Origin of the sequence: Kribbella sp. NBC_00662 (assembly GCF_041430295.1) — a bacterium.
Taxonomy (GTDB): Bacteria; Actinomycetota; Actinomycetes; order Propionibacteriales; family Kribbellaceae; genus Kribbella.
The window spans coordinates 4378414-4402157 of record NZ_CP109029.1; the positions used below are offsets into that span (position 1 = coordinate 4378414).

The 23744-nt window shown below is 67.7% G+C and carries 19 protein-coding genes and 1 tRNA gene; 5 read left to right on the forward strand and 15 right to left on the reverse strand.

The annotated features are described in order from the left end of the window. Window positions 1-62: 62 nt before the first annotated feature. On the forward strand, window positions 63-1190 hold the full coding sequence (locus tag OHA10_RS22040; RefSeq protein WP_371400650.1) for a LacI family DNA-binding transcriptional regulator: 1128 nt from the start codon (window positions 63-65) through the stop codon (window positions 1188-1190). A 948-nt stretch (window positions 1191-2138) separates the two neighbouring features. Here OHA10_RS22040 and OHA10_RS22045 read toward each other — a convergent pair. The 10 genes from OHA10_RS22045 to OHA10_RS22090 form a co-directional block, all read right to left on the reverse strand. After that, on the reverse strand, window positions 2139-2972 hold the full coding sequence (locus OHA10_RS22045) for an alpha/beta fold hydrolase (protein WP_132208546.1): 834 nt from the start codon (window positions 2970-2972) through the stop codon (window positions 2139-2141). 27 nt (window positions 2973-2999) lie between these two features. After that, entirely contained in the window at window positions 3000-3422 is a 423-nt protein-coding gene (locus OHA10_RS22050) for a DoxX family protein (protein WP_371400651.1), read from the reverse strand. A 103-nt stretch (window positions 3423-3525) separates the two neighbouring features. Beyond that, window positions 3526-4371: an ABC transporter permease gene (locus OHA10_RS22055; RefSeq protein WP_137255056.1), complete on the reverse strand. Its 846-nt coding sequence runs from the start codon at window positions 4369-4371 to the stop codon at window positions 3526-3528. Next, entirely contained in the window at window positions 4368-5333 is a 966-nt protein-coding gene (locus tag OHA10_RS22060) for an ATP-binding cassette domain-containing protein (RefSeq protein WP_371400652.1), read from the reverse strand. The genes OHA10_RS22055 and OHA10_RS22060 overlap by 4 nt, the downstream gene beginning before the upstream one ends. Window positions 5334-5434: 101 nt before the next feature. Next, window positions 5435-6028, reverse strand: a complete 594-nt coding sequence (locus OHA10_RS22065; protein ID WP_371400653.1) for a PadR family transcriptional regulator — start codon at window positions 6026-6028, stop codon at window positions 5435-5437. A gap of 188 nt (window positions 6029-6216) precedes the next feature. Further along, window positions 6217-8379 (reverse strand): hypothetical protein, encoded by a 2163-nt coding sequence (locus OHA10_RS22070; protein ID WP_371400654.1) that lies wholly within the window; start codon window positions 8377-8379, stop codon window positions 6217-6219. A gap of 154 nt (window positions 8380-8533) precedes the next feature. Further along, window positions 8534-11149: an RICIN domain-containing protein gene (locus OHA10_RS22075; protein WP_371400655.1), complete on the reverse strand. Its 2616-nt coding sequence runs from the start codon at window positions 11147-11149 to the stop codon at window positions 8534-8536. A gap of 195 nt (window positions 11150-11344) precedes the next feature. Then, the gene (locus tag OHA10_RS22080) at window positions 11345-12142 is read right to left on the reverse strand and encodes a hypothetical protein (protein ID WP_371400656.1); all 798 of its coding nucleotides are present in this window, start codon (window positions 12140-12142) and stop codon (window positions 11345-11347) included. Then, a complete protein-coding gene (locus OHA10_RS22085) occupies window positions 12139-12669 on the reverse strand; it encodes a SigE family RNA polymerase sigma factor (RefSeq protein WP_371400657.1) in 531 nt (176 codons plus the stop codon). Before OHA10_RS22085 ends, OHA10_RS22080 begins: the two co-directional genes overlap by 4 nt. Before the next feature lie 125 nt (window positions 12670-12794). Further along, entirely contained in the window at window positions 12795-13832 is a 1038-nt protein-coding gene (locus OHA10_RS22090) for an expansin EXLX1 family cellulose-binding protein (RefSeq protein ID WP_371400658.1), read from the reverse strand. A gap of 412 nt (window positions 13833-14244) precedes the next feature. On the opposite strand from OHA10_RS22090, the gene OHA10_RS22095 reads away from it, so the two are divergent. Continuing rightward, complete coding sequence (locus tag OHA10_RS22095) at window positions 14245-14481, forward strand: hypothetical protein (protein WP_371400659.1); 237 nt, start codon at window positions 14245-14247, stop codon at window positions 14479-14481. 44 nt (window positions 14482-14525) lie between these two features. Here the strand turns inward: OHA10_RS22095 and OHA10_RS22100 are convergent, their stop codons facing one another. Both OHA10_RS22100 and OHA10_RS22105 read right to left on the reverse strand, forming a co-directional pair. After that, window positions 14526-16883 (reverse strand): arylsulfatase, encoded by a 2358-nt coding sequence (locus OHA10_RS22100; protein WP_371400660.1) that lies wholly within the window; start codon window positions 16881-16883, stop codon window positions 14526-14528. A 398-nt stretch (window positions 16884-17281) separates the two neighbouring features. Then, window positions 17282-17488, reverse strand: coding sequence for a hypothetical protein (locus tag OHA10_RS22105; RefSeq protein WP_371400661.1), 207 nt, complete (start codon window positions 17486-17488; stop codon window positions 17282-17284). A 218-nt stretch (window positions 17489-17706) separates the two neighbouring features. Here OHA10_RS22105 and OHA10_RS22110 point away from each other — a divergent pair, with 218 nt between their 5' ends. Continuing rightward, on the forward strand, window positions 17707-18690 hold the full coding sequence (locus tag OHA10_RS22110) for a helix-turn-helix domain-containing protein (RefSeq protein ID WP_371400662.1): 984 nt from the start codon (window positions 17707-17709) through the stop codon (window positions 18688-18690). Window positions 18691-18776: 86 nt separating this feature from the next. On the opposite strand, the gene OHA10_RS22115 is transcribed toward OHA10_RS22110, so the two are convergent. From OHA10_RS22115 to tenA, 3 genes are all read right to left on the reverse strand, one after another. Beyond that, window positions 18777-18849, reverse strand: a tRNA-Lys gene (locus OHA10_RS22115). A 59-nt stretch (window positions 18850-18908) separates the two neighbouring features. Further along, entirely contained in the window at window positions 18909-20456 is a 1548-nt protein-coding gene (locus OHA10_RS22120; protein ID WP_371400663.1) for a phytoene desaturase family protein, read from the reverse strand. Beyond that, on the reverse strand, window positions 20453-21115 hold the full coding sequence (gene tenA, locus OHA10_RS22125) for a thiaminase II (RefSeq protein ID WP_371400664.1): 663 nt from the start codon (window positions 21113-21115) through the stop codon (window positions 20453-20455). The genes OHA10_RS22120 and tenA overlap by 4 nt, the downstream gene beginning before the upstream one ends. A gap of 92 nt (window positions 21116-21207) precedes the next feature. Between tenA and OHA10_RS22130 the strand changes: the two genes are divergently transcribed. Continuing rightward, window positions 21208-22917 carry an aminotransferase class V-fold PLP-dependent enzyme gene (locus OHA10_RS22130; RefSeq protein ID WP_371400665.1) on the forward strand — a complete coding sequence of 570 codons (1710 nt, stop codon included), beginning with the start codon at window positions 21208-21210 and terminating at the stop codon, window positions 22915-22917. Continuing rightward, entirely contained in the window at window positions 22910-23590 is a 681-nt protein-coding gene (locus tag OHA10_RS22135) for a DUF429 domain-containing protein (protein ID WP_371400666.1), read from the forward strand. The genes OHA10_RS22130 and OHA10_RS22135 overlap by 8 nt, the downstream gene beginning before the upstream one ends. Window positions 23591-23744: the final 154 nt, after the last annotated feature.

The following is a 23744-nucleotide window of genomic DNA, read 5'->3' on the forward strand; positions in this document are numbered from 1 at the left end:
CCGTGCGCGGCTCGTGTCAAGGTCTGGCAAGAGCCGTCCGCCGGGACCGTTGGAGGTCGTTCGTGAGTGCCCGCAGGGTCACCCTGGTCGACGTCGCCAACGCGGCCGGAGTCTCCCGGACGACCGCATCCCTGGTGTTGTCAGGTCGCGGTCGCGAACTGCGGATCTCGAGCGAGGTTCAGCAACGAATCCGCCGGACTGCCGAGGAGCTGAAGTACCGGCCGAACGCCGTCTCGCGCGACCTGCGGACGGGCACCACACGCACGATCGGGTTCATCTCCGACACCGTCGCGACCTCGCGCCTGGCCGGCGACATGATCAAGGGCGCGCTCGAGGCCGCCCGCGACCACGGCTTCCTGCTCTTCATCGGCGAGACGGAGGGTGATCCGGGCCTCGCGCACGATCTCCTGCAGGCGATGACCGATCGGCAGGTGGACGGTGTCGTCCTTGCGTACATGTACACCCAGACGATTGCCGTACCGCCGCTCCTGGATGCGACTCGGAGCGTGCTGCTCAATGCGCTTCCCGAGTCGGCGGCACCTGTCGTCTCGGTGATTCCCGATGAAGTGGAAGCGGGACGAGCCGCCGCCCGGATCCTTCTTGATGCCGGTCACCGGGAAGAGATCCATCTGATCGGAGCCGGTCCTGGAATCACGGACGTCCCTCCCGGTGGCGTCGCGGCCGTCGAGCGACTGCAGGGGATGCGAGAGGTGTTCGGCGCGGCGGGAGTCGAGATCGCCAGTGGCCGTCTCTGCGCCGAGTGGCTGCCCGACGACGGGCTCCGCGCGACCACGGCTCTGCTCCACACCAATCGGCCGCGGGCTCTGGTCTGTTTCAACGACCGCTTGGCCGTCGGTGCCTATCAGGCGGTTGAGGACGCCGGTCTGTCGATCCCTTCCGACGTCTCGGTGGTGTCGTTCGACGATCATCCAGTCGCTTCGTGGATCCGTCCGAAGCTCACCACGATCGCCTTGCCTCACTACGAACTGGGCCGGACAGCGGTCGAGCTGCTGCTGGGCGACGGCGACCAACCAAGCTCCCGACGTACTCCCGTTGGCACGACCGTCCGCGTCCCCATGGCCGGCCGCCACCGCGACTCGGTCGCCACGCCCCAGTCGAGCGCCCGAGACGGAAGTTTCGACGGTACCGGCGTCGAGGTTGACCTGGTTCCAGACGACGGCGAGCGATAGGCCACCCGCCACGCTCGCAGAACGTTGGATCCAGCCCCGTTCGGCCCGCGGAGCGCAGTAATCCCGCTGCCCCGATCGTGTGCCGAGCGGAAGGCGAGGTCGAGGACGGCTGTGGACCCGACGGCTCATGCGTCCAGGATCAACGAGGTCTCGGCGTCCCTCCGGATCAGCTGCAGCACCTCGCAGAGGCAACCGGCGGAGCTGTCAACGTTGGTCTCACGAGCCTTCATCATCTGGCGCTGGCACAGAGGTACCGCGAGTTCGGTATCAGCTTCATCACCGATGGGATACTCCCGGCCCGCGACCTCCTGGCCGTCCCCGGGCGCTCGGCCGGAAGAGAGCGGCCGGCCACTGAGTACGTGATGGATGTGATGCGAAGGCCGCGCCCGCGAGCGCCCATGTCGTGAAGGCGTTCAACACCCTGTTCCGCCACGTGCTGGCCCACGGCGGCCCGGTGGACGTGGTGATGGCCGGCGACGATGCGCAGGCCAAGGCGAGCGTCGGTGTTCATGGAGAGCATCGGGCTGCGCCCACGGGACGTCGGCGACCTGAGCATGGCCACTGGGTGGAGGGAGCGGGCGTGTTGACGATGGGTGGCTGCGGAGGTTTCGTCCGACACCGCTTGTTGGCGAGTTCTGACACCGCCGGGCACGTGTCGGTGCCGCGGATGTTGGTTTGCGTCGACACCGCTTCCGCGCCCGACGGGTGTCAGGTTGTCCGCTGCCTGCAGCGAGTAGGCCAGGTCGAGTCCCACTGAAGCCCAGGTCAGTACGACGGCCCGGCCTTGCGTGGTGACGAAGACGTTGGTGACGAGCACGCCCAGGATCAGGCCTGTGATGCCGCCGACGACGTCAACCTCGACACCACCTGTCCGCCCCGTGTCCCTGGCGCGACGAAGATCTGCTTGCGCGGTGCCTAATCGGTCTTCCGCAACACCTCGCGGGCCCCTCAGTGTTCGCTGCTGAAGAACCGTAGCAACAGCGGGCCGACGGTCTGTGGGTCGACGACGTGATCCGGCCCCTCGAGGGTCTCCCGTTGAGCGTGGGGTAATTGGTCTGCAAGCTCGTCGGCTGCGCGGTCGAAGAAGTCCGAGGGCAGGCCTGCCATATAGGGGACCGTGATCGGTCCTCCGGTGGTGACCAGGACCGGTTGGGTGACCGTTGCCAGTCGATCGGCCGGCAATTGGTAGCGGTTGAGGAAGACGCTGTCGTGGACCAGCGTGGGCGCGAGGGCGACCGAATGCGCCCAATGCGCCGTCTGCTTGCCTGCCGCTTTCCTGGCCGCGATGTTGTCGTCGGAGGCGCCGCTCAAGCGCATGAACAGTTCGAGAACCTCCTCGTCTCGCCCGGCGTCGAAGGCGCGTCGGGTGTCCGCGACGTACTCCTCGAATCGCTGGCGGATGTCGTCCCCGACCGCGTAGGGCACCTCCCACACGGCGATCGTGTCGATGGCTGACCCGGCCGCGGCCGCTTCCAGCGCCAGCGCGCCACCAGAGGACGCCCCGAACAGGTGTGCCGAGCCGCCCGCCTCCGCGATCAACGCATCCAGGTCCTCGATCTCCCTCTCCACGGCGTACGGCTCGGTGAAGCCGCTCGCGCCGCGTCCCCGACGGGCATAGTTGTAGACCGTGAAGTGCTCGGCGAGAGCCGGCGCCAAGGGAGCGTTCTCCACCCCCTCGTCGAGTGCTCCGCCCACCAGAATGACGGCCGGACCGCTTCCCTTCCGGTCGTAGGCGATGGTGGTGCCATCGTTTGATGTCACGCGAAAGGCCATCTCGTTCATCTCACATCTCCGTTCGAGAGGTTTGTCTCAGCGCCTGAGCAGCGTGCCGACGACGGCCTCGGTGCGCGACCACCGCGTCCTTGCGATCACGGCCGCCACCATGAGTAGGGCGAGCGGCAGCCAAGGGCTCTGCTCGAGCACGAACTGATCGGTGATGACAGCACCGGTCAGCAATGCCGCCAACCCGAGACTGGCCAGGCCCGCCAGAGCCGGGATCAGAAGTCCAACCCCTCCCGCGACCTCCAGCGCTCCGACCAGGTACCGGAGCCACTGGCCAGCCCCGATGTCGGCGAACATGTCCACCATGACCGGGTCGCCGGCGAGCTTCGAGATTCCGCCGCCGGCGATTATCGCCGCCAGCACGACGTGCAGAATCCAGACCCCGATGCTGCTCGCCCGCCCGGGCGTGTGCGCAACGGTTTCCGAGTTGTTCTTGGGGATGGTGCTCATTCGGCTCTCCTTGTCGTGTCCGGGTCTGGTAGCGGTGATGGCGTTGGCCGAGTGGGCCGGGTTGTCGGAGTTGATTTCGACCAAGTGCTCGCGGTAGCGGCATCTACTTCTTGTTGCGGTAGAGGACCATGGTGATGGGACCGAAGACCGCGACGAGAAGTACGGACGAGACGAGCACCCAGCCGATTTCCCCGGCAGGCACCGAGCCGTCCATCAGGCCGCGTACCACGGTCGCCAGGTGGGTGATCGGGTTGACCTCGACGACCGCCTGCATCCACCCGGGCATCGTCTTCGGGTCCACGAAGATGTTGCTCACGAACGTCAGCGGGAACATCACCATCATGCTGACCCCCGCCACCGAGTTCGGCGTGCGCAGGATCAGGCTGAGCATCGTCCACAGCCACGACAGGCAGAACGAGAACACCAGCAGCAGCACCACCGAGAGCACCACGCCGACGGCGCCACCCTCCGGCCGGAACCCTAGGACCAGGCCGAGCGTGATCACGATCGCCGACCCGATCGAGTAGCGCATCACATCGCCGAGCAGGGCGCCGACCAGCGGCGACGGTCGCCACACCGGAAGTGACCTGAACCTGTCGAACACCCCCTTCTGGATGTCGGTGTTCAGCGTTATGCCGGTGTTCATGGTGATCATGACGTTCGCCTGCACCAGGATCCCGGGCAGCAGGAACTGCAGGTACTCCTGAGTCGACCCGGCGAGCGCGCCACCGAACAGGTAGGTGAACATCAGTGTGAACATGATCGGGAACATGGTCACGTCGACGAGCTGCTCCGGGACGTGTTTGATCTTCAGCAGAGCGCGCCAGCCGAATGTCAACGAGGTGCGCACCGGGCCGGGGCGAGACGGCCGCTCACCGGCCAACAGCACGCTGCGCAGCGCGTCCTCAGTGACCGGCGCCGACCCCTGCTCCGCGGACGTGGCGGTCATGCGGCATCCTCCTCGGGTGTCTCCTCGGCGGCGTGTCCGGTCAGGGTGAGGAACACCTCGTCCAGGCTCGGCTGACCGAGCGCGAACTCGGTGACGTCGATGCCGCTGCGGGACAGCTCGGCCAGGGAACGGGCGACCCGCTCGGGGTCGGAGATCCGCGCGGACAGCGCGGCCGGGTCGGCGGACGGCTCAGCCGCCACCTCGAGGACGCCGGCGAGGACCCGTTCGGCCTCGGCCCGCTGCTCGGGCGCACGTAGCCGTACGTGCAGCGAGCCGGCGCCGACCGATGCCTTGAGCTCACCGCTCGAGCCCTCGGCGATCACCTTCCCGTGGTCGATCACCGCTATCCGGTCGGCCAACTGGTCGGCCTCGTCGAGGTACTGCGTGGTCAGCAGCACGGTGGCGCCCTCGGCGACCATGCCCCTGACGATCTCCCAGACCTGGTTCCTGCTGCGCGGGTCGAGCCCGGTCGTGGGCTCGTCGAGGAAGATCAGTTCGGGGGTGACGACCAGGCTCGCCGCGATGTCGATACGCCGGCGCATCCCGCCGGAGTACTTCTTCACCTGCCGGTCGGCCGCCTCGGCAAGACCGAACGCGTCGAGCAGGTCGGCCGCCCGCTCCCTGCCTCGGCGGCGTGAGTAGCCGAGCAGCCTGGCGAGCAGCAACAGGTTCTCCACCCCGGTGAGGTCTTCGTCGACCGACGCGAACTGCCCGGTAAGGCCCACCCTGCTCCGCACCGCCCGGGCGTCACGCACGACGTCGTAGCCGAGCACTTGCGCCTCTCCGGCGTCGGGGCGCAGGAGCGTGGCCAGCATGCGGATCGTGGTGGTCTTGCCCGCCCCGTTCGGACCGAGCACGCCGTACACGCCCCCGGCGCTCACGGCCAGGTCCACACCGGCGACCGCGTGGGTCGTGCCGAAGCTCTTCTTCAACCCTCTCGTCTCGATCGCGAGCTTTCCCATGGGTTCGATTCCTTCTCTCGGCGTTGCGAACGGATTGGTGAGCTAGTCAAGTTTGACTACTTGGCCAGAGCAGACAAGGACGAAACGTCTAGTCAAGTTGATTAGGCGCGCATCTTGAGGTGATCGGGGACCGTTCGCCACGAACCCGGATCATCGGCCATGGTGTAGGCGCCCTCAGACAGTCGTTTGCTCAGGCTCTTCGCCCACTCCAGTTCGGTGCGTGCCTGTCCCGCCCACAGTTCGGCCTGATCGCGGACGTGCTCGGGGGTGTCCCGATTGGGGTGCTCCCGCCACTCGGCCTGCACTACGAGCTCCGCTTCCAGTCGCGCGACCCGCTCGTTAACCTGCGCGATGGCATCTGTCCTGGTCAGCATGGGCAACATGGCGATGGACGCGTTGAGCATGTCCGCGTCGTGGGTGCGCCGCAGACCGTCGCGGACCAGCTGGACCATCTCGTCACGTCCCCGAGCTGTCGCGCGGTACAGAACGCGCTCCGGCCCGGAGTTGCCCGGCTCGGCGTGTTCGGTGAGGAGGCCATCAGCCGCCGCCTTCTTCAGCGCGTGATAAATCGAGCCGGGCTTGATCTTGGCCCAACTCTCCGCACCCCAGCTCTGCAGTTCGGACCGCACCTGGTAGCCATGCGCGCCGCCGGAGAGGTGCACGATACCGAGTACCAGGAGCTTCGTCGCCGACATGCGCCCACCTCCGCTCAACCCTCTCGTCTCGATCGCGAGCTTTCCCATGGGTTCGATTCCTTCTCCCGTGTTGCGACGGATTGGCAGAGACTAGTCCAGTTTGACTACTTGGCCAAAGTACACGAGGAAGAAACCTCTAGTCAAGGTTGATTAGGCGCCCATGCCGGAGCCTGCGGAGCGCGCGGAGCTCACGCGCCGGTTCCGTGTCCTCGCCGATGTCCTCCGGGACGCGGGCGAGCATCATCGGATTGTCCTTGAGAGGTACGAGGTCGGAGGCGGACGACGATCAAGATGAAGGCGAGGAGCGCGACGGCTGCGGCCGCGAGAGTGGCCGGGAGGCGGAGGGAGGAGCCGTTGGCCGCAGTCGTGATGGTTGCCGGGGGCGTGTTGTGTGCGGTGGGCTGGTCGAGGGTTGCCTTCGCCTTGACGGGTTTCAGCGTGACGTCGTTGCCGTCGCCGCCCTTGTAGGTGATCTGGTACCCCGCCACCCGGGCGCCTTCGGGGAGGTTGGTGAACGCGCCGGCGATCGGGTCGGCCCCGTCGTTGGCGATCAGCAGGGTCTCCTTGGTGAGGTTGGCCGGCGGAGTGAGCTCGAGCTTTCCGGCCAGCGATACCCTGCCGAACACGCGGACCGGCGTACCGTCTGCTCGCGTGGACAGTCGACCGGCGGGAGTCTGCTCGAAATCGCCCTTGACGGTGAACGTCCCGCCGGTGGTACCCACGTTGACGAGCCGGCCGCCCTGGAAGGTGCCGGAGAGCTTGGACTGACGGCTCAAGGTGAGCGTGGCGCGATCGCCGTACAGGACTGTGGTGCCGGAGGCCTGGCTGAGGTTGCGGAGTGTCTGATTGCCGGCCTTGGTCAGATCCAGCTTGGCGCCAGACCTGGTGAGCGTCACGGCGCTGCTGGACGTCAGGCTGCCGCCGGTGAGCGCCAGGACTCCGCGCGAGATCGTGGTGGTGCCGGTGTAGGTCAGCGCCCCGGAGAGGCGAGTCGTCGCTGCGCCGGCCTGGGTCAGTGAACCGGTGCCGCTGATCTTCGACAGCGTGATCGCCTTGTCGGCGTTGCGAACCACCAGCGAACCCTCGTTGACGACCCGGGACAACGCGGCCTTCGTCAACAGGCTGCCGTCACCTCCGGGCCGTCCACTTCCGAGGCGAAGGGTTGCACCCTCCTCGATCGTCGTCGAGCCGTCGTAGAACTGGTCGGCGGCAAACGTCACGTCGTTGCCACGGACCGCCTTGATGACGACGTCACCGGCGCCAGGCGACTTCAGCGTGTCGTGAAACACACCGCCGCCGATCGGGGCGCCGAGCGTGACCGGGCCGTTGTAGGCGAAGGTGAGTTTGGAGCGGAACCGCGCGGCCAACAGATTGATGTAGACGGTGTCCGCGGTGCCCGGCATGAAGATCCTGCTCGTGCTGCCGTCACCCCACTGGACGTCGGCCCCCTTGATGTTGGTGCCGCGCTTGTTCAGGTCGTGCGGGATCTTCCGCCAGTTGATCGCCGGGTTGCTCAGTGACGGGTTGGTGTCGCCACCACGGTCCGAGTAGCTGTACTGGCCGGTCAGGATCACTTTGCTGCCGGGGCGGGACTGGACGTTGATGTCGCTGCCGTACTCGCGTTGGTAGAAGTTCTGCCGGATGGTGACGGTCTGGTGAAGCGGGGTGTCGATGGTCCAGGTGCCTTGGTTGAGGATGGCCCGGGCGTTCGGCAGCGCGACAGTGGTCTCCGGCTTGCCGGCGGACGCCTGGGTACCGTTGTCGATCACGCCGGAGAAGGGATTGGTGCCCGCCAGATCAAGGGTGCCCCAGAGGAACCGCGGTTGGCTGATCAGCCCGGAGCCGCTGATCGTGCCGAGGTTGAAGGACCGGGTGAGCGACAACCGCAGGGTGCCGTTCACCTCGATGTTGTCCTGGTTGAGCTGGTAGCCGGGCGTGCCGTACGGGAATCTGCCGATCAGTCCGGTGCCGCCGCCGGTGCCGTACTGCAGAGTCGCGCCCTTGTCGACGACGATCGCCGGCGGATCGGGGCGCGTGACCACGACGTACGGGTGGTTGCCGCCGAGGATCCGGACCGCCTGCCGTTTCCTTGCCTTGGGCAACGAGAAGTCGCTGTCCCTGGTGAGGATCAAGGTGCCGCTGCCCGCGATTCGCAGCATTCCTTCCCCGCGGATCACCCCGTCGTACGTCGTGGTTCCGTCGGGCACGTTCACCACCGCGTCACCGGTCAGCGTGACGTTCCGGTTCGCCAGGATGTCGAGCGTGATGTCGCCGCTCCCGGCCGCGACCGCCGGCGCCGCATGTAGCAGCAGAGTGGCGAGCACAGCCAAGCCCCCGATCAGGCGTCTCATTGTGTGATCCTCCTCGAATCCGGCGTCCACCCTAGTCAGCAGGGCGGCGCAGCTTCGATGGATTCGGCAAGCCTTTGGACAGGCTTGATGTCCGGCCAGTTGAGCTCCGGGTCAGCCTGCTGGCAGGCCGACCCGGAGCTCAACTGGTTGTGGGTCAGGACGGGTCGCCGTACTGCAGACCGCGTCCGTTGGTGCCGATGTAGACGCGCCCGTAGGTGTCGGGGTCACCGGTGATCACGCCGACTCCAGCGATGCTGCCCCACTGGTGGGCGTCGTCGTTGATGCGGACCCAGGTGGCGCCCTTGTCGGTGGAGCGGAAGACTCCGGTGACGTTGTCGATACTGCCGATCAGGTACAGGGCCTGGTAGTTGGCGCCCGGCGCGGCCTTGCCGAAGCCGAGGGCGGAGGCGGACTGCACCGAGGTGAGCGCGGCGAAGCTGCGGCCCCCGTCGGTCGAGTGCAGCAGCCCCTTGCCGCCGCCGGAGATCCACAGGTCTTCTGCGATGCCGGGGACGGCCGTGAGCCGGCCGGCAGGCAGATTGCCCGCGCGGGCGGTGAAGGTCGCGCCGCCGTCGGTGCTGGCGTAGAGCGTGCCGCCCGTGAGTGAGTAGAAGGTATTGGCTGAGGAGCGGTCGGCGACGACCACGGCGTCGGTGCCCAGGCCGCTGACCTTCGACCAGCTCGCTCCCTTATCGGTCGAGCGGTACGGGGCCTGGCCGACCTCGGTCCAGACGATGGTGGAGCCGCCCGCCGCGAGCGCGACGTGGCCGCTGTTCGCGCTGCCCACCGGCTCTGCCGTGAAGCCGTTCCAACTGCTGCCGCCGTCGGTGGAGTAAGCGCCGTCCTGCGCGCCGCCAGTGCCGACGCGGACCATCATCGCGGGGGCGGACTGGGCGAAATCGATGTCGGTGCTGCTGCTCATCAACGGGTTCTTCAGCCGTCCGGCGGGCACCTCGGTCAGGGAGTCGTGGCGGAAACCGCCTTGGTCACCCATGGAGGTGATGACGGCGGCGCCGCCGGGAGGGGCGATCGCGTCCGCCAGCGAGGTCTCCTCCAGCCCCCGGGCCCCGGCGGTCCAGTGGCTGGTACCGCCGCTGTCGGAGGCGTTCGCGTCCTTGCTGCGCCAGATACCGTTGCCGAGGCCGTACAGCACGTGCCCGGAGTCGAAAGGATCGATGGCCAGGGCGGTCATCCAGTGCCCGATGCCGGTACCGATGTACGGGGCGCCGGAGGCGTCGCGCACCGACTTGTCGGCCAGTGCCTTCCAGGTCGTACCGCCGTCGGTGGTCCGGTAGAGCTCGTCCTGGGGCCACCAGCGGTCGAGGGTGGTGACCATCACCGTGGACGGCTTCTGCGGGTCGACGGCCAGACCGGAGAACCCGTAACTGCCCTGGGATGGGGAGATGTTCTTCCACGCGCCGCCGGACGGCGCGTACTTCCAGACCGAGCCCGCCGTCGCGTCGTTGGGGCCGATGTCATTGCTGTACGTCAGGTACAGCGAACCGTCATCGGAGACCACTCCGTGCTGCGGCATCTGCCCGGTTGGCCGCCCGGAGACGGCCTGCCAGCTGTTGCCGCCGTCGGTGGAGCGGTACAGGGAGGTGTCGTTGTCGTTGACGCCGACGTAGACGGTGTTGCTGCCGGCCGGGCCGTACGTCACGAAGGAGATGCCCGCGCCGCTGCTCGCCCCGTCCTTGACGGGGAACGAGGAGACCTGACTCCATGTCACGCCGTAGTCGGTGCTGCGCCACAGGCCGTTCTTGCGGGTGCCCAGCAGCAGGGTGCCGTGGTTCGAGGGGTCGATCACGAGCCGCTCGCCCGCCCCGCGGCCGGGTTCGTTGCTGCCCAGTTTGAACGGCAGATTGGTGCGCTGGAAGGTTCGGCCCCGGTCGGTGGAGCGCAGGATCGCGCCGTTGCCCGCCCAGTCGTTGGTGTACGTCCCCGCCCCCAGGTAGAGCCGGTCGGGGTCCACGGGGTCGGTGGCTACCGAATCGATGCCCAGCAGGTTCCAGTCCGTCTCGCCGGCCCAGTCGGTCAGCGGGATCCACTGCTCGGCCGCGGTGTCCCAGCGGTAGGCGCCGCCCATGTCCGTGCGCGCGTACAACAGGCCCTTCTCGCGCGGGTTGAACACCAGACCGGTGACGTACCCGCCACCCACCACCTGGGCGTTCTTCCATGCGTACGCTCCGGACCCGGGGGTCTGGGGCTGGGCCAACTTCACCAGCTTCCACTGCTGGTTGGGGCCGCCCGTAGCGGGAAACTGGATGACTGCCGCGCCCTCGGCGGTGGAGTTTCCGAAGACGTCCAGAAGCTGGCCGCTCTTGCGATTGGTGAAGGTGAAGGTGTCGGAACTGCCCACCTCGCCGATCGTCCACTCCTGGGCGGTAGAGGAGCTGTCGGTCTGCTGCTCGGTGGCCGCCGCGCTGGCGGTCGAACTGCCCGCTATGCCGAGCACTTTGCCGCTGTTGCGGTTCACCAGCTCGTAGTAGCCGTTCCCGGCGGACCTCAGCTTCCACTGCTGGTTGTCGGTGTGCTGGTCGGTCCACTGCTGGATGCGGGCGCCGTCGGCGGTGGAGAAGCCGTTGACGTCGAGCACCTTGCCACTGCGCACGGAAACCAGCTGATAGTAGGCGTTGCCGTCGATCGTCGCGGCCTGCGAGTCCTGCTGCGTGAACAGGAGGCACGGCACGACGATGGCGGGCACGCCGACCAGCAGACCGGTGGCGATCCAGCGGCCGCGGTAACGCCCGCGGTGCGTGGGGTTGTCCATGGGGGTACTCCTTGCATGTCATTCACCGGAGGAAGACGGATCCAGGCAACGGAGCGGCCTGATCCGCCCCCTAGTGGTCACAGGCACTGCAAAGGGTTGCCGCGGGCCGGGATCTTTTCGCTGCCGGTCGCCCGATAGGAGCACAACCTGTTCGCCTGCAGCGTTGCTGCCGGCGATGAACGTGCGGGACCGTCCTCACCGGGGCGAGGCGAACCCTCCCCAGACTGCGACGGAACGGCCTGAACTCTGGGCGTGGACGTGGTAGCTGTCGCGCTTGACCTTGCGGACGCCGGTGGTGTGGTTGTACTGGCCGGCGAACTCGTGCTGTCCGGCCGGCACGGTGCGGCCCGGCTTGAGGGCCCAGCGGTAGAGCAGCGCACCGCCGGACTCCTGAACAGTGACGGTGAAGTCGTCGCTCGGCAGGGTCTGCCAGTTGCCGGTGGTCCGCACACCGCCGGTCTGGGCGATGCGCAGTTCCACGGTAAGTGAGGTGAGTGGCTTGCCGGTCTTGAGGGTCAGGTTGCTCTGGGCCCAGTAGATGGTGCTGTGCACGTCGAGCGAGCCTTCGGACCACAACGGCCCGTCCTCGACCCGGCTGATGGCCGGCGGAGTCGGGTGCGCGCTGCCCGTGGCAGTGGCCGTGGTGGTGGCCGTGGTGGTGGCCGTGGTGGTGGCCGGGGTCGGAGCGGTGGTCCGTGCCGAAGGCGTCGGAGTGGACTTGACGATCGGGGCCGGGATCGTGTGCGTGGGTGCGGGGCGCGGCCGCGACGGAACTCCGCCGATCGCGGCGACCGCGAGACCACCGGTCGCCAGGGTAGCGGCGGCGACGACAGCGACGATCGCCGCGTGGGGCCAGGACCTCACGATCGAGCGTGTGCGGTGCCGGACAGTGGGGCCGGCCGCGCCGCGCTCAACGCGCGCGAGGATCCGTGCGCGGTTGGGCTCGTGGGCCTCGGCGGCCTCTCGCAGCCGTCGGCTGATCTCGTCGTTCACCGGTTCCTCCTTCCTGCCGCCAGTTCGCCGACCGCTTCCGCGCCGAGCAACGATTCCAGCTCGGCCATTCCTTTCGAAGTCTGGCTTTTCACCGTACCGACCGAGATGCCCAGGGCAGCGGCGGTGTCCTTCTCCGACAGGTCGAAGGCGTGGCGCAGGATCACGCAGGCCCGCTTGCGGAACGGCAGCCGGATCAGCGCCGCCCGGACGTCCAGCACGACCGCAACGTCCGGCCCGTCCACCTTCTCCGTGCTGCGGGACCAGAACAGCGCTACTCGCCGTCGCTCGCGGACCGTGCTCCGGATCCGTTCCCGGGCCAGATTGGCCACCACGCCGCGGGCGTAAGCGACTGGGTGTTGCGCTGCTCGCAGCCGGTCCCAGCGCTGCCAAAGGGCGACCAGAGCATCGGCGGCGAGGTCGTCGGCCGCGTCGGTCTCGCCGGTCAGGAGGTAGGCGAGACGGGCCAGTTCGGCGTAGTGGCGTTCGAAGAAGTCGTGGAACTCCGCGGACGCGTCGTCGACGAGCATTCTCCCGCGGTTGCCCTCTCCTTGCGATGTGCACGTTAACAATCGGCCCCGAGCGTAACAGTGCCCCCGCGGCCGATAGCGATCGTTCGTCGAGGGGGAAACCTGACGGTGGGCGCGCGGTGCGATCAATGCCGGGCGAACTGGACCCGGGTCGACTGCGCGACATCAGGTTTGAGGGCGATCCCGTCGATGGTCAGCCGCTCACCGTAGATGTCGCTGACCCTCATCGCCTTGCCGCATCCGTTGCCGTCGGCGGCGAGGAAGTAGTTGTAGTCGGTGCGGTGCAGCTTTCGCCAGCCGTTGGCCGTCCGGACCTCGAGCGCGGCGACCGGGTTACGGTGGCCGATCACCTGGATGCCACACCAGTACTGACTGGAGCCGGTCTTGTACCGGATCGAGATGGTCCCGGACGCGGCGGGGCTCAGCAGCGTCCAGGTGATCGGGAGCCGGCCGACGGAGAGGTTGGCGAGTTTGGCGAACGCCTGTTGGCTGAGGTCGAGCTGGCCGGGTGCGCAGGGCAACGGGCACTCGTTGACAATCCGCACCGTGATGGAGGCCCCGTTGGCGGCGCGGACCAGCACGTACGCTCCGCATGCCTTGGCCGACTCATAGTCGGTGTGGTTCATCGCCGCGATCATGAGGTCGCTGGACGGGCCGTAGAGGCAGGCACCATTCCCGTCACCCGCCTCATAGGCGGTCGCGACGCCCTGGTAACGGATGGCGGGCTTGATCCGTCCAGCCAAAGACCCTGTGGACACCGCGGATTCCGTGCGCGGAGTGTTGGCAGGCGTGCGCGGGCTGTTGGAAGGTGTGCGCGGGCTGTTCGAAGGCGCGCGGCGGCTGCGAGAAGCGACGGGCGGCCTGCCGGCGGCCGACGGCGTTGGGGTACCGCGAAGAGATGGCGAGGGGCTCGTGACCAGCGGCTGCGTCGGTGCCATCGTGGCGTCGGCCGCCGCGGTCGGTGAGCCGGAATCGGCCGGGACGCTCGCCGGGGCAGCCGTAACGGACTCATCGGCGGTACGCCGGGTATCAGTGCTGCCCCCGATGAGGAGCGCGGCGGCCAGGCAGACCACAACGCCGACGGCCGGCAGTGCCAGCGGAATGCCGAAGGCCCGCCGGTGCTTGCGCAGCGGCTCGGCCGCGCCGTGCTTCGTTGTCCTCATGTCCATCCGTTCGGTAGATCCAGTCGACGTTCCACAGCGCAGTTGCCGCCGGAACCGAAAAGGTTGCCGCCCGTTGCCGACATCGCCACCGACATGGGCGGAGCACCGAGGAAACCACCCCACCGCGATCGTCAGTGCTGTCAAGCGCTGCACACTCGCAGGCCAGGGTGTAGAAGCGGCGAAGGGGACGCACATTCAGCAATGGTCGGTTTCCCGTGACCAGCCTTGCGGACCGGGTTGGAGACGAGGCCCTGGCCAATGGTCTCGTCGAGGGCACAACCGTCTTCCCGGATCCTGCTTCGCCGAGTACGACGAGGCGCCTGAGCTCCAGGGGGTCGTAGTACTTCCCGATGGTCGACAGTGACCCGTCTGGTCTCCGCCGTCGCCCCTCCAGGTGACGAGGGATTCGTCGATGTTCGCAAAGCCGACATCCGCCGGTCTGGCCGCGCCGGTGTCTGGTCTTGCGGATCAGACCTTCGCCGGGTGGCCGGGCGGCCAGGCTCCTGTTCAGGAGAGTGACTTCTTCGGGCGTGAGCGCTCTGGATGGGTTCTTGGATTTGGCTTCGATGGCGTCGACTTCGCGGGCGGGGTTCGTGGTGCTGGCGCCGTAGCGGACGGCGAGTTTCATGGCGCCTGCGCAGCCTGGTGAGCGATGCTGTACGTCGTACGCACCGTCGCGGCCGCCGCGTCGCGCTACTCCCGCGACATCATTGCGACGGCCTCGCGCTCCAGGTCGACGTAGGGGTCGCCGCTGACGTCGACGGCCACGCGCTTGATCGTCCCGCCGGTGAACGACCACGGCGCTTCGCCGGGGTAGTCCTGAGTCACCGGGTCGCTGCTGTCGCGGCCGACGCACAGGCCGTCGCCGGCGATTGAGAATTTGCCCGGCTGGGTCTTGATCCGGCCCTGGCCGACCTTGACGTCGCCGTGGAAGAGCGACAGCGTTCCGGTCGCGACGCCGGGCGGGTCCTCGCCGCTCTTTTCGAAGGCGGCGGACAGGATCAGGTCCTCGCCCGTCGGCAGTTCCTGGTCGGCGACGATCTTCTGTTCCATGCTGCCCACGAAGCTGTAGACGTAGTGCAACCGGTTGTCCTTGACGTAGAGAGCGTGGCCGCCGAAACGCGAGCCGTGTGCGAACAGTACGCCCTGGGTTCCGGGCGCGGGGAGGTCGACGACCGCGGCGACCGCGTAGGAGCGGTTGCGGATGTTGACCGCCTGGGACTCTGGCACCTCGGCGACGCCCGGGTAGTAGATGTAGCGGTTGCGCGGCAGTGAGAGAACCGGTCGCGGCGTCGTGAGGAGCTCCAGGGCGGAGCGGTCGTCGAGCGGGAAAGCGGCGTTGGCGCCGGCCTCGGCGTACCAGAGGTTGATCATCTCCTGTAAGCGTGCGGGCTCTTCGGCGGCGAGGTCGTGCACCTCGGAGCGATCGACGTCGGTGTGGTAGAGCTCCCACGTGTCCTCGGCGAAGCTACTCCAGCCACTGAGCGTGGGGTGGGTCGTGACGGCCTTCCAGCCTTGGTGCCAGATGCTGCGCGAGCCGAGCATCGAGTAGAACTGGGTCTGGCGTGCGCTGGGCAGCGGTGCGGCGTCGAAGCTGTACCGCATGCTGATGCCGTCGAAGTGGCTCTGCTGGTGGCCGCCGATGGTCTCGGGCGGCTCGACACCGAGCACGTCAAGGATCGTGGGGACGATGTCGACCGCGTGGTGGTACTGCTCGCGGAGCTCGCCCTTGGCCTCGATACCCCGCGGCCAGGAGATGATGCACGGGTCCGCCGAGCCGCCCTCGAACTCGTAGCGCTTCCACATCTTGAACGGCGAGTTGAACGCCATCGCCCAGCCGTTCGGGTAATGGTTGTAGGTCGCCGGGCTGCCGAGCTCGTCGATCTTCGCCAGGTTCTCCTGGATGTCGTCCGGGATCCCGTTGGCCACCTTGTTCTCGTTGACCGACCCGTTGGGGCCACCCTCGCCGCTGGCGCCGTTGTCGGACACTACGAGGATCATCGTGTTCTCGCGCTGGCCGGTCTCCTCGAGGTAGTCCAGCAGCCGGCCGATCTGGTCGTCGATGTGCGCCAGGAAGCCGGCGTACACCTCAGCCATGCGGCTGAACAGCCGCTGCTCCGCCCCCGACAGCGAGTCCCACGGTCGCGTGTAGTCCAGCGCCGGGAACGCCCCACCGTTGGGGCCGGTGCGGGTCTCGGGCGTCCCGATCGGATTCAGCGGCGGCAGCTCGGTGTTCTCCGGGACAAGCCCCATTGCCTTCTGACGGGCAAGGGTCTGCTCGCGCAGGACCTCGTAGCCCATGTCGAAGCGTCCCTTGAAGCGATCGCTCCACTGCTTGGGCGCGTGGTGCGGTGCGTGGCAGGCACCCGGGGCGTAGTAGAGGAAGAACGGCTTGTCCGGCGCCATCACCTTGGCGTCCTTGATGAAGTCCAGCGCTTTGTCGGTGAGGTCCACGCTCAGGTGATACCCCTCCGCGGGCGAGCGCGGCGGGTCGACGGGGTGGTTGTCGTAGACCAGGTCCGGATACCACTGATTGGTCTCGGCTCCCAGGAAGCCGTAGAAACGATCGAAGCCCCGGCCCGCCGGCCAGTTGCGCCGCGAGGAGGCCAGGTTCATCTCGGCCTCCGGGCACAGGTGCCACTTGCCGACCATGTACGTGTTCCAGCCCTGGGCTCCGAGGATCTCCTGGATCTGGCCGTTCTCAGGCGGGATCACCCCGTTGGCGTTGGGGAACCCGCTGGCGCACTCGGTGATGCACGCCATGCCGTTACGGGTGTGGTTGCGGCCGGTCAGCAGGCAAGCGCGGGTCGGCGAGCACAGCGCGGTCGTGTGCCACTGGGTGTACCGCACCCCGGCGCCGGCGATCCGTTCGATGTTTGGCGTCTCGACGGGACCGCCGTAGCAACTCATGGCCGAGAACCCCACATCGTCGAGCACGATGTACACCACGCTCGCCGCGCCCTCGGGTGCCTTCGGCGGCTCGAAAGGCGACCAGTCCGGCACCGAGTCCCGGATGTCGATGTTGATCACGCCGCTGAACGGCTCGCCCATGATCCACTCCCTCGAACCCACAGCCTTCCCCGGGGCGCAGCATCGCTCCACCGGGCTATGCCACCGAGACTCGTCGATCCACCCCCGCCTCGCCTCCCCCTCAGAGGATGAACAGCGGCCCGAGGGGCACCTCACGCCGCACGGATGACTGAAGCCACGCCCCGATGGCTTCTGCACAGCGACAAATCAACCGGATCTCGGCTGGTGCGGTAGCTGGAGCGGCATGCGTCACGGACGCGCGACGCGGTCTATCGCGGTGGTCCAGCTCTGGCACATCCGTGAGCCCCTGCCGCGGTCACCGACACTCGTACTCGCCGCCGTCGCGACGACGCAAAGGTGACCCTCGCGGCGTGACAGCAATTGTCGTCCGCAGCGTGTCCGACAGGTGTCGCTCACAATCAAGCTCTCCGCGATCCGTTGCTGACCTGGTCGCATGTCCCACGGGTGAGCTCGTCGAACACCGCGACCCCGAGAGAATTGACCTTCACCCAGTCTCGCCGGCCGGGTTGATACCTGGTCGAGGCGCCCTTCACGACCAGGCCGTCCACGCCGCTGGACTTGAACGCCTGCAGCCACTCCCTGGCCTCGCCGGGGTCGGCGGTCACCGGAGACATCTGGAGCGGGGGCACACAGTCGGTGCCGACCTGGGCCGCGAGGGCGGCCTGGACGTCGGGGAACTTGGCAGATGACCGCGCTCGTCAGACGGGCTCTCAGGTGGGTCCTTGGCGGCGATCCACTGCAGGTCGAACACCCACCCTCTAGTCGGTCAGGTGTGCCCTGCTCCGTCACTGCTCCGTGAGGTGCTGCGAAATGGCGGTCAAGGATGCGAGTTGATGAGTGTGGATCGGTCGGATGTGCGGCGGCGTGGGTGCATTCCTCAGGCCGCCGCGGTGGAGCGCGGGCGCTCACCGACGAGGAGCGGGACGCCTGGTTCGAGCAATTGCGAGCCGACCGAGCAGCAGTTGCGGCCGACCTGCCTGATCTGTCGACGTTCATGCTCGCGACCGGCGTACGGATCGGCGAGGCGCTCGGGGTGCTCGGGCATCAGGTCAACTTCGCCGCTAGCGAGGTAGAGATCACGCACCAGATCCGCGTGAAGGGAGAAGGTCTGATGCGCATCAAGACGAAGTCGCGCGCGGGGGAGCGGGTTCTGAAAGTGCCGGCATGGGGCCTTGCGATGCTCCGGCGACGCCTGATGGACGGCGGGCGGTTGGATCAGCCGATCTTCGCCAACCGTGACGGCGACTACCGCGATCCGACGAACGTACGACGCGCCCTGCGGGAGGCACGATCACCGATCGGCAGCGAGACGTGCCGAGACCTCGGCAACCGGCTACGGAAGGCTCGCCGGGCGGCCGGGCTGTCGCAGGCGGACACGGCAGCCAAGCTCGGCTGGCCGCAGTCTCGGGTGAGCCTGGTCGAGACAGCTCGGGTACGGCTGGAGGTGGGCGACGCCGAGAAGGTGCTCGACCTGTATCGGGTTCGTGGCGGCGACCGCGCCGAGCTGCTGGACCTTGCGACTGAGGCCGCTGAGGGGAGCCAGGCTGACGCGCTCGCGTGGATCACGTCGCACTCGTTCCGCAAGACCACGGCGACCATCCTGGACGACGCCGGACAGAGCGCTCGGCAGATCGCGGACCAGCTCGGGCACGCCCGGCCATCGCTGACCCAGGACGTCTACATGGCGCGGCGAGCGAAGAACCCGGATGCGGCCGCCGCCCTGGAGACAGCCCTCAACCGGTCACCCGACGTCGCCGACCGACTCGGGCACGGTGACGCGGCTGACGCGACAGGAAGCTACGGGTGAGTGTGCGGTAGGACACAAAACCATGGGATAAACCATGGGCTCCACATAAGCGAAAGCCCTGGTCACCTTCGTGACCAGGGCTTTTGTGCGCCGCCAGGGACTCGAACCCCGAACCCGCTGATTAAGAGTCAGCTGCTCTGCCAATTGAGCTAGCGGCGCATTTCTTGCTTTCGAACGAAGAGGATCGTAGCAGGGCTGTGGGGGAGAAGCGAAATCGGTTAGCGGGTGAGGATGGTCATGGCGGCGTTGTGGCCTCCTAGGCCGGAGACGGCGCCGCCGCGGCGGGCGCCGGAGCCGCAGATCAGGAGGTTGGCCGCGTCGGTTTCGGTGCCCCAGCGGCCGGCTTCGGAGGGGTCGGTGACCCAGGGCCATTGGAGGTCGCCGTGGAAGATGTGGCCGCCGGGCATGCCGACCGATGCCTCGATGTCGTACGGCGTTTTGGCCTCGATGCAGAGGTTGCCGTCGACGTCGCGGGCGATGCAGTCCTCGAGCGGTTCGGCGAGGTACGACTCGAGGCCGGCCAGCACCCGGCGGGTGGCCTCGGTGCGGACGGCATCGTTGTCGGAGGCAAACAATCGGGCGGGGAAGTGGACTCCGAAGACCGTCAGCGTCTGGTGGCCGGAGGCAACCAGCTCGGGGGACAGGATGGTCGGATCGGTGAGCGAGTGGCAGTACACCTCGGACGGCGGCACGGCGGGCAGCTCACCGCTCAGAGCAGACTGGTACGCCGACTCCAGCTGGCTGTAGTCCTCGTCGATGTGGAACGTACCGGCGAACGCCCGCGCCGGGTCGTCACCGGACTTCAGCGCCGGCAGACGACGCAGCAAGAGGTTGATCTTCAGCTGCGACCCCTCCGGCTTCTCCACGCCGGTCTGGCCACGCAGCGCAGCCAGTGTCGAGGGTGCGACGTTCGACAGCACCCAGGAGCAGTCCACGGACCGCTCACCGTCGCCGCCGAGCCAGGTGACAGAGCCGCGCACGCCGTCCACCTCGACAGAGGTCACTGACGAGTTGGTGACGAGTGCGGCGCCTGCGCGCCGGGCTGCCGCGGCCAGTGCATCGGTGACCGCGCCCATGCCGCCGACCGGCACCCGCCACTCACCTGTGCCGTTGCCGATGAGGTGGTAGAGGAAGCACCGGTTCTGGATCAGCGACTTGTCGTGCAGTCCGGCGAACGTACCGATCACGCCGTCCGTCGCAACGACTCCGCGGACTGTGTCGTCGGCGAAGCGCCGTTCGATGGACTCGCCGAGCGGGCGCTCCACCAGCTCCTCCCAGAGTGCACTGTCGACACGAGCGCGTACCTCGGCGGCGGTCTGGAGCGGCTCGAGCAGAGTGGGCGCGACAGCCTCGGCCAGTGAACTGACTGAGCCATAGAAGTCCGCCCAGGCTTCGTACTCCGCATCGCTGCCCGTCAGCGCCCGGAACGACTCGCGCGTGACCGCACCCTCCGGTCGCTCGACCATGAGGCCGGCATCGCGGCCAGAACGGCGTACGGGTGTGTACGACGCGACTGCGCGCGAGCGGAGGTCCAGTCCGAGGCCCAGGTCGGCGACGACCTTGTCGGGCAGCAGGCTGACCAGGTACGAGTACCGGGAGAGGCGAGCGTCCACCCCCGGGAACACACGCTCGCTGACCGCTGCGCCGCCGGTGTGCGCCTGCTGCTCCAGGATCAGTGTGGACAGGCCGGACTGGGCCAGGTACGTGGCGGCGACGAGGCCGTTGTGCCCACCGCCGACTATGACGACGTCGTAGAAGTCCTTCATCCCACCGGCCAATCGAGCTCGTGATAAGCGGCGTCCCAGAACATCCATTCGTAGCGGCACGTCATCGCGAAGTGCTGATGACAACGTTCCCGCTCCGTGGCTCCCACGTCCAGTCCGTCCGTGACGGCGAGCACCTGCTCGACGACCGCGTCGAACTCCTCCGAGCCGTACGTCTCGATCCACTTCCGGTACAGCGGGTCCGGTGAGGACCGCTTGAGCAGCTCCCGCCCGACGTCGCGGTAGATCCAGTAGCAGGGCAGCACAGCGGCCACGGCCTCGGCGTACGTGCCGGTGGCGCAGACAGCCGTCAGATAGGACATGTACGCCGTTGTGGTCGGACCCGACCCGGCCGCGTCGACGTCTGCTGCGCTGATCCCCAGTGACTCCAGCAGGGACGTGTGCAGCTCCCGCTCGACCGCGATCGCGTTGGCGGCGTGCAGCGCGAACATGCTGACGGCGTCGTCATCCGGAGCGCGCCCTGCGACCAGGCTGAGCGCCCGCGAATAGGCACGCAGGTAGTGGCTGTCCTGGATGATGAAGTACCGGAACGCGTCGTGATCGAGCGTCCCGTCGGTCAGGCCGGTGATGAACGGGTGCCGGACTATCTCGTCGTACACGGAGGCGGCACCGCGGTCCCACAGCTCGCCGGAAAACGTCATCCCAACTCCTCGCCGTCGACTGCGACCGACCTTATCCACAGACCCCGGCGACGGTACGAGACGAACGTCACTTCAGCGCCTTACTCTGAGGCATGAGTAGCCAGGGGGAGATGCCGCCGGACACGCCGCTGCTGCGGCGGATCCGCGCGTCGGTGATCGGCGACGACCAGGTGATGCCCGGGCCGTACGGTCCGCGGCGGGTGACGTACGCCGATTACACCGCGTCCGGGCGCGCACTGACCTTCCTCGAGGACTTCATCCGCGACGAGGTCCTGCCTCGGTACGCGAACACGCACACCGAGTCGAGCGGCACCGGTCTGCAGACCACCCGCCTGCGCGAGGACGCGCGCCGGATCATCCACAACAGCGTCGGCGGCGACGACGAGACCGCGCTGATCTTCTGTGGGTCCGGCGCGACCGGGGCGATCGACAAGCTCATCGGGATCATGGGGCTGCGGATCCCGGCCGAGCTCGACGACACGTACCACCTGACCGATCAGATACCGCCGGATCAACGGCCGGTCGTCTTCATCGGGCCGTACGAGCACCACTCGAACGAGCTCCCCTGGCGCGAGTCGATCGCCGACGTGGTCGTGATCAGCCAGGACACGGACGGCCACATCGACATCGACCAGCTGGAGTCGAGACTCCAGGAGTACGTCGATCGGCCGGTGAAGATCGGATCGTTCTCCGCGGCCAGCAACGTCACCGGCATCGTCAGCAACACGCAGCGGGTCTCGGCGCTCCTGCACCGGTACGGCGCCTTGTCGTTCTGGGACTGCGCCGCGGCAGCGCCGTACGTCGAGATCGATATGTACGGCGGGCGTGACCAGGACCCGTTGTCGTACAAGGACGCGATCTTCCTCAGCCCGCACAAGCTGATCGGCGGGCCGGGCACTCCCGGCGTACTGGTCGCTCGACGCGAGCTGCTCCGCAATCGGGTGCCGGACGTGCCCGGTGGCGGGACCGTGGCCTACGTGAATCCGCTCGAGCATCGGTACCTCGACGATCCGGTGCACCGTGAGGAGGGCGGGACGCCGGCGATCATCGGGTCGATCCGGGCAGGCCTCGCGTTCCAGCTGAAGCAGGCGGTCGGGATCGACGTGATCCGTGCGCACGAGGACGCCTATCTGCGGCGAGCGGTCGAAGCGTGGAGGGCCGAGCCGGACCTGCAGATCCTCGGCAACCTCGACTCCGAGCGGCTGTCAATCGTCTCGTTCGTGGTCAAGGCGCCCTCCGGGCGTTACCTGCACCACAACTTCGTGGTCGCGCTGCTCAACGACCTGTTCGGCATCCAGTCGCGCGGCGGGTGCTCCTGCGCCGGACCGTACGGTCACACGCTGCTCGGGATCGACATCGACCGCTCGCACCTGTTCGAAGAGGAGATCCTGCACGGATGTGAGGGGATCAAGCCCGGCTGGGTGCGGGTCAACTTCAATTACTTCATCTCCGAGGCCGTGTTCACGTACATCGTCGAGGCGGTCAAGCTCGTCGCGCGCGACGGCTGGCGACTGCTCGGTGACTACCGCTTCGATCCGGCCAACGGTTTGTGGCGGCATCATCGCGGTCCGGTCGAGCCGCCGATGCGGTTGTCGCAGGTCGGGTACGACGCCGACGGCGAGCTCAGGTATCCCCGCCACGACCACACCGCGCCCGAGTCGGCTCTCGACGACTATCTCGCCGAGGCTCGCGAGCTGCTGTCGACCTGTCAGCAGGTGAGCGACCCGGACGGCCAGGTGAATACCGACTTCGATCACCTCCGTTGGTTCGAGCTCCCGTCGCGCTGTCTGATCCGTGACTAGGCGGGTGCTCGGGGTCGACGCCTGCAAGAAGGGGTGGATCGGCATCGCGGGGGATCTGCGGGCGTACTTCGCGGTGACGATCGGCGAACTGGTCGAACGGGCTGAGGTCGACGGGCCGTTGACGGTGGTGGGGATCGACATTCCGATCGGACTCCCGGTGAGCAGGGCGCGCGAGGCCGATGTGCTCGCGCGGCGGGTGGTGGGGAGACGGGCGTCGTCGGTGTTCGCGACCCCAGTGCGGGCAGCGCTGGAGGCGGCGACGCATGCCGAGGCGACGGCGTTGAACGTCGAGGCCACGGGGAAGGGCGTGAGTCAGCAGGCGTTCGCGTTGGCCAAGCGGATCCTTGAGGTCGACAGGTGGGCGCCGGGTGCACACTGCGCGGTGATCGAGGTACATCCGGAGGTGTGCTTCGCGACGATGGCCGGGCGGCCGTTGTCGCATCCGAAGTCCACCTGGGCCGGTGGAGAGGAACGGCGACAGTTGCTTGCGGGCGTTGGGATGGGCGTGGTCGGTGACATCGGGTTGGCGGGCGAGGTTGCGGGTGTCGACGACGTACTCGACGCGGCCGCGGCCGCGTGGTCCGCGGGGCGGTACGCGGAGGGGCGAGCCCGCGCGTATCCGAACCCACCGGAGCGCTTCGCCGACGGCTCGTCGGCTGCTATCTGGGCCTGACGGACTCCTGCTCTTCGGAGGGTGTCGGCGATCTCGTCGTAGCCGCGAGACTTAGCGTGCTGGAGTGCCGATCGCGAGGTGGCGATCCTTGGTCTGCTCGCCACTGGGATGTCCAACCACACGCTGGCTCGCAAGCCGTATGACCCGAGAAGTC

Excerpts from the sequence above, each read along its gene's own strand:
- OHA10_RS22075 (WP_371400655.1), bottom strand. The coding sequence starts at position 11,149 with ATGGACAACCCCACGCACCGCGGGCGTTACCGCGGCCGCTGGATCGCC.
- OHA10_RS22120 (WP_371400663.1), bottom strand. The coding sequence starts at position 20,456 with ATGAAGGACTTCTACGACGTCGTCATAGTCGGCGGTGGGCACAACGGC.
- OHA10_RS22095 (WP_371400659.1), top strand. The coding sequence starts at position 14,245 with ATGTTCGCAAAGCCGACATCCGCCGGTCTGGCCGCGCCGGTGTCTGGT.
- OHA10_RS22110 (WP_371400662.1), top strand. The coding sequence starts at position 17,707 with ATGCGAGTTGATGAGTGTGGATCGGTCGGATGTGCGGCGGCGTGGGTG.
- OHA10_RS22130 (WP_371400665.1), top strand. The coding sequence starts at position 21,208 with ATGAGTAGCCAGGGGGAGATGCCGCCGGACACGCCGCTGCTGCGGCGG.
- OHA10_RS22060 (WP_371400652.1), bottom strand. The coding sequence starts at position 5,333 with ATGGGAAAGCTCGCGATCGAGACGAGAGGGTTGAAGAAGAGCTTCGGC.
- OHA10_RS22100 (WP_371400660.1), bottom strand. The coding sequence starts at position 16,883 with ATGGGCGAGCCGTTCAGCGGCGTGATCAACATCGACATCCGGGACTCG.
- tenA (WP_371400664.1), bottom strand. The coding sequence starts at position 21,115 with ATGACGTTTTCCGGCGAGCTGTGGGACCGCGGTGCCGCCTCCGTGTAC.
- OHA10_RS22085 (WP_371400657.1), bottom strand. The coding sequence starts at position 12,669 with ATGCTCGTCGACGACGCGTCCGCGGAGTTCCACGACTTCTTCGAACGC.
- OHA10_RS22090 (WP_371400658.1), bottom strand. The coding sequence starts at position 13,832 with ATGAGGACAACGAAGCACGGCGCGGCCGAGCCGCTGCGCAAGCACCGG.
- OHA10_RS22070 (WP_371400654.1), bottom strand. The coding sequence starts at position 8,379 with ATGAGACGCCTGATCGGGGGCTTGGCTGTGCTCGCCACTCTGCTGCTA.
- OHA10_RS22050 (WP_371400651.1), bottom strand. The coding sequence starts at position 3,422 with ATGAGCACCATCCCCAAGAACAACTCGGAAACCGTTGCGCACACGCCC.
- OHA10_RS22055 (WP_137255056.1), bottom strand. The coding sequence starts at position 4,371 with ATGACCGCCACGTCCGCGGAGCAGGGGTCGGCGCCGGTCACTGAGGAC.
- OHA10_RS22065 (WP_371400653.1), bottom strand. The coding sequence starts at position 6,028 with ATGTCGGCGACGAAGCTCCTGGTACTCGGTATCGTGCACCTCTCCGGC.
- OHA10_RS22045 (WP_132208546.1), bottom strand. The coding sequence starts at position 2,972 with ATGAACGAGATGGCCTTTCGCGTGACATCAAACGATGGCACCACCATC.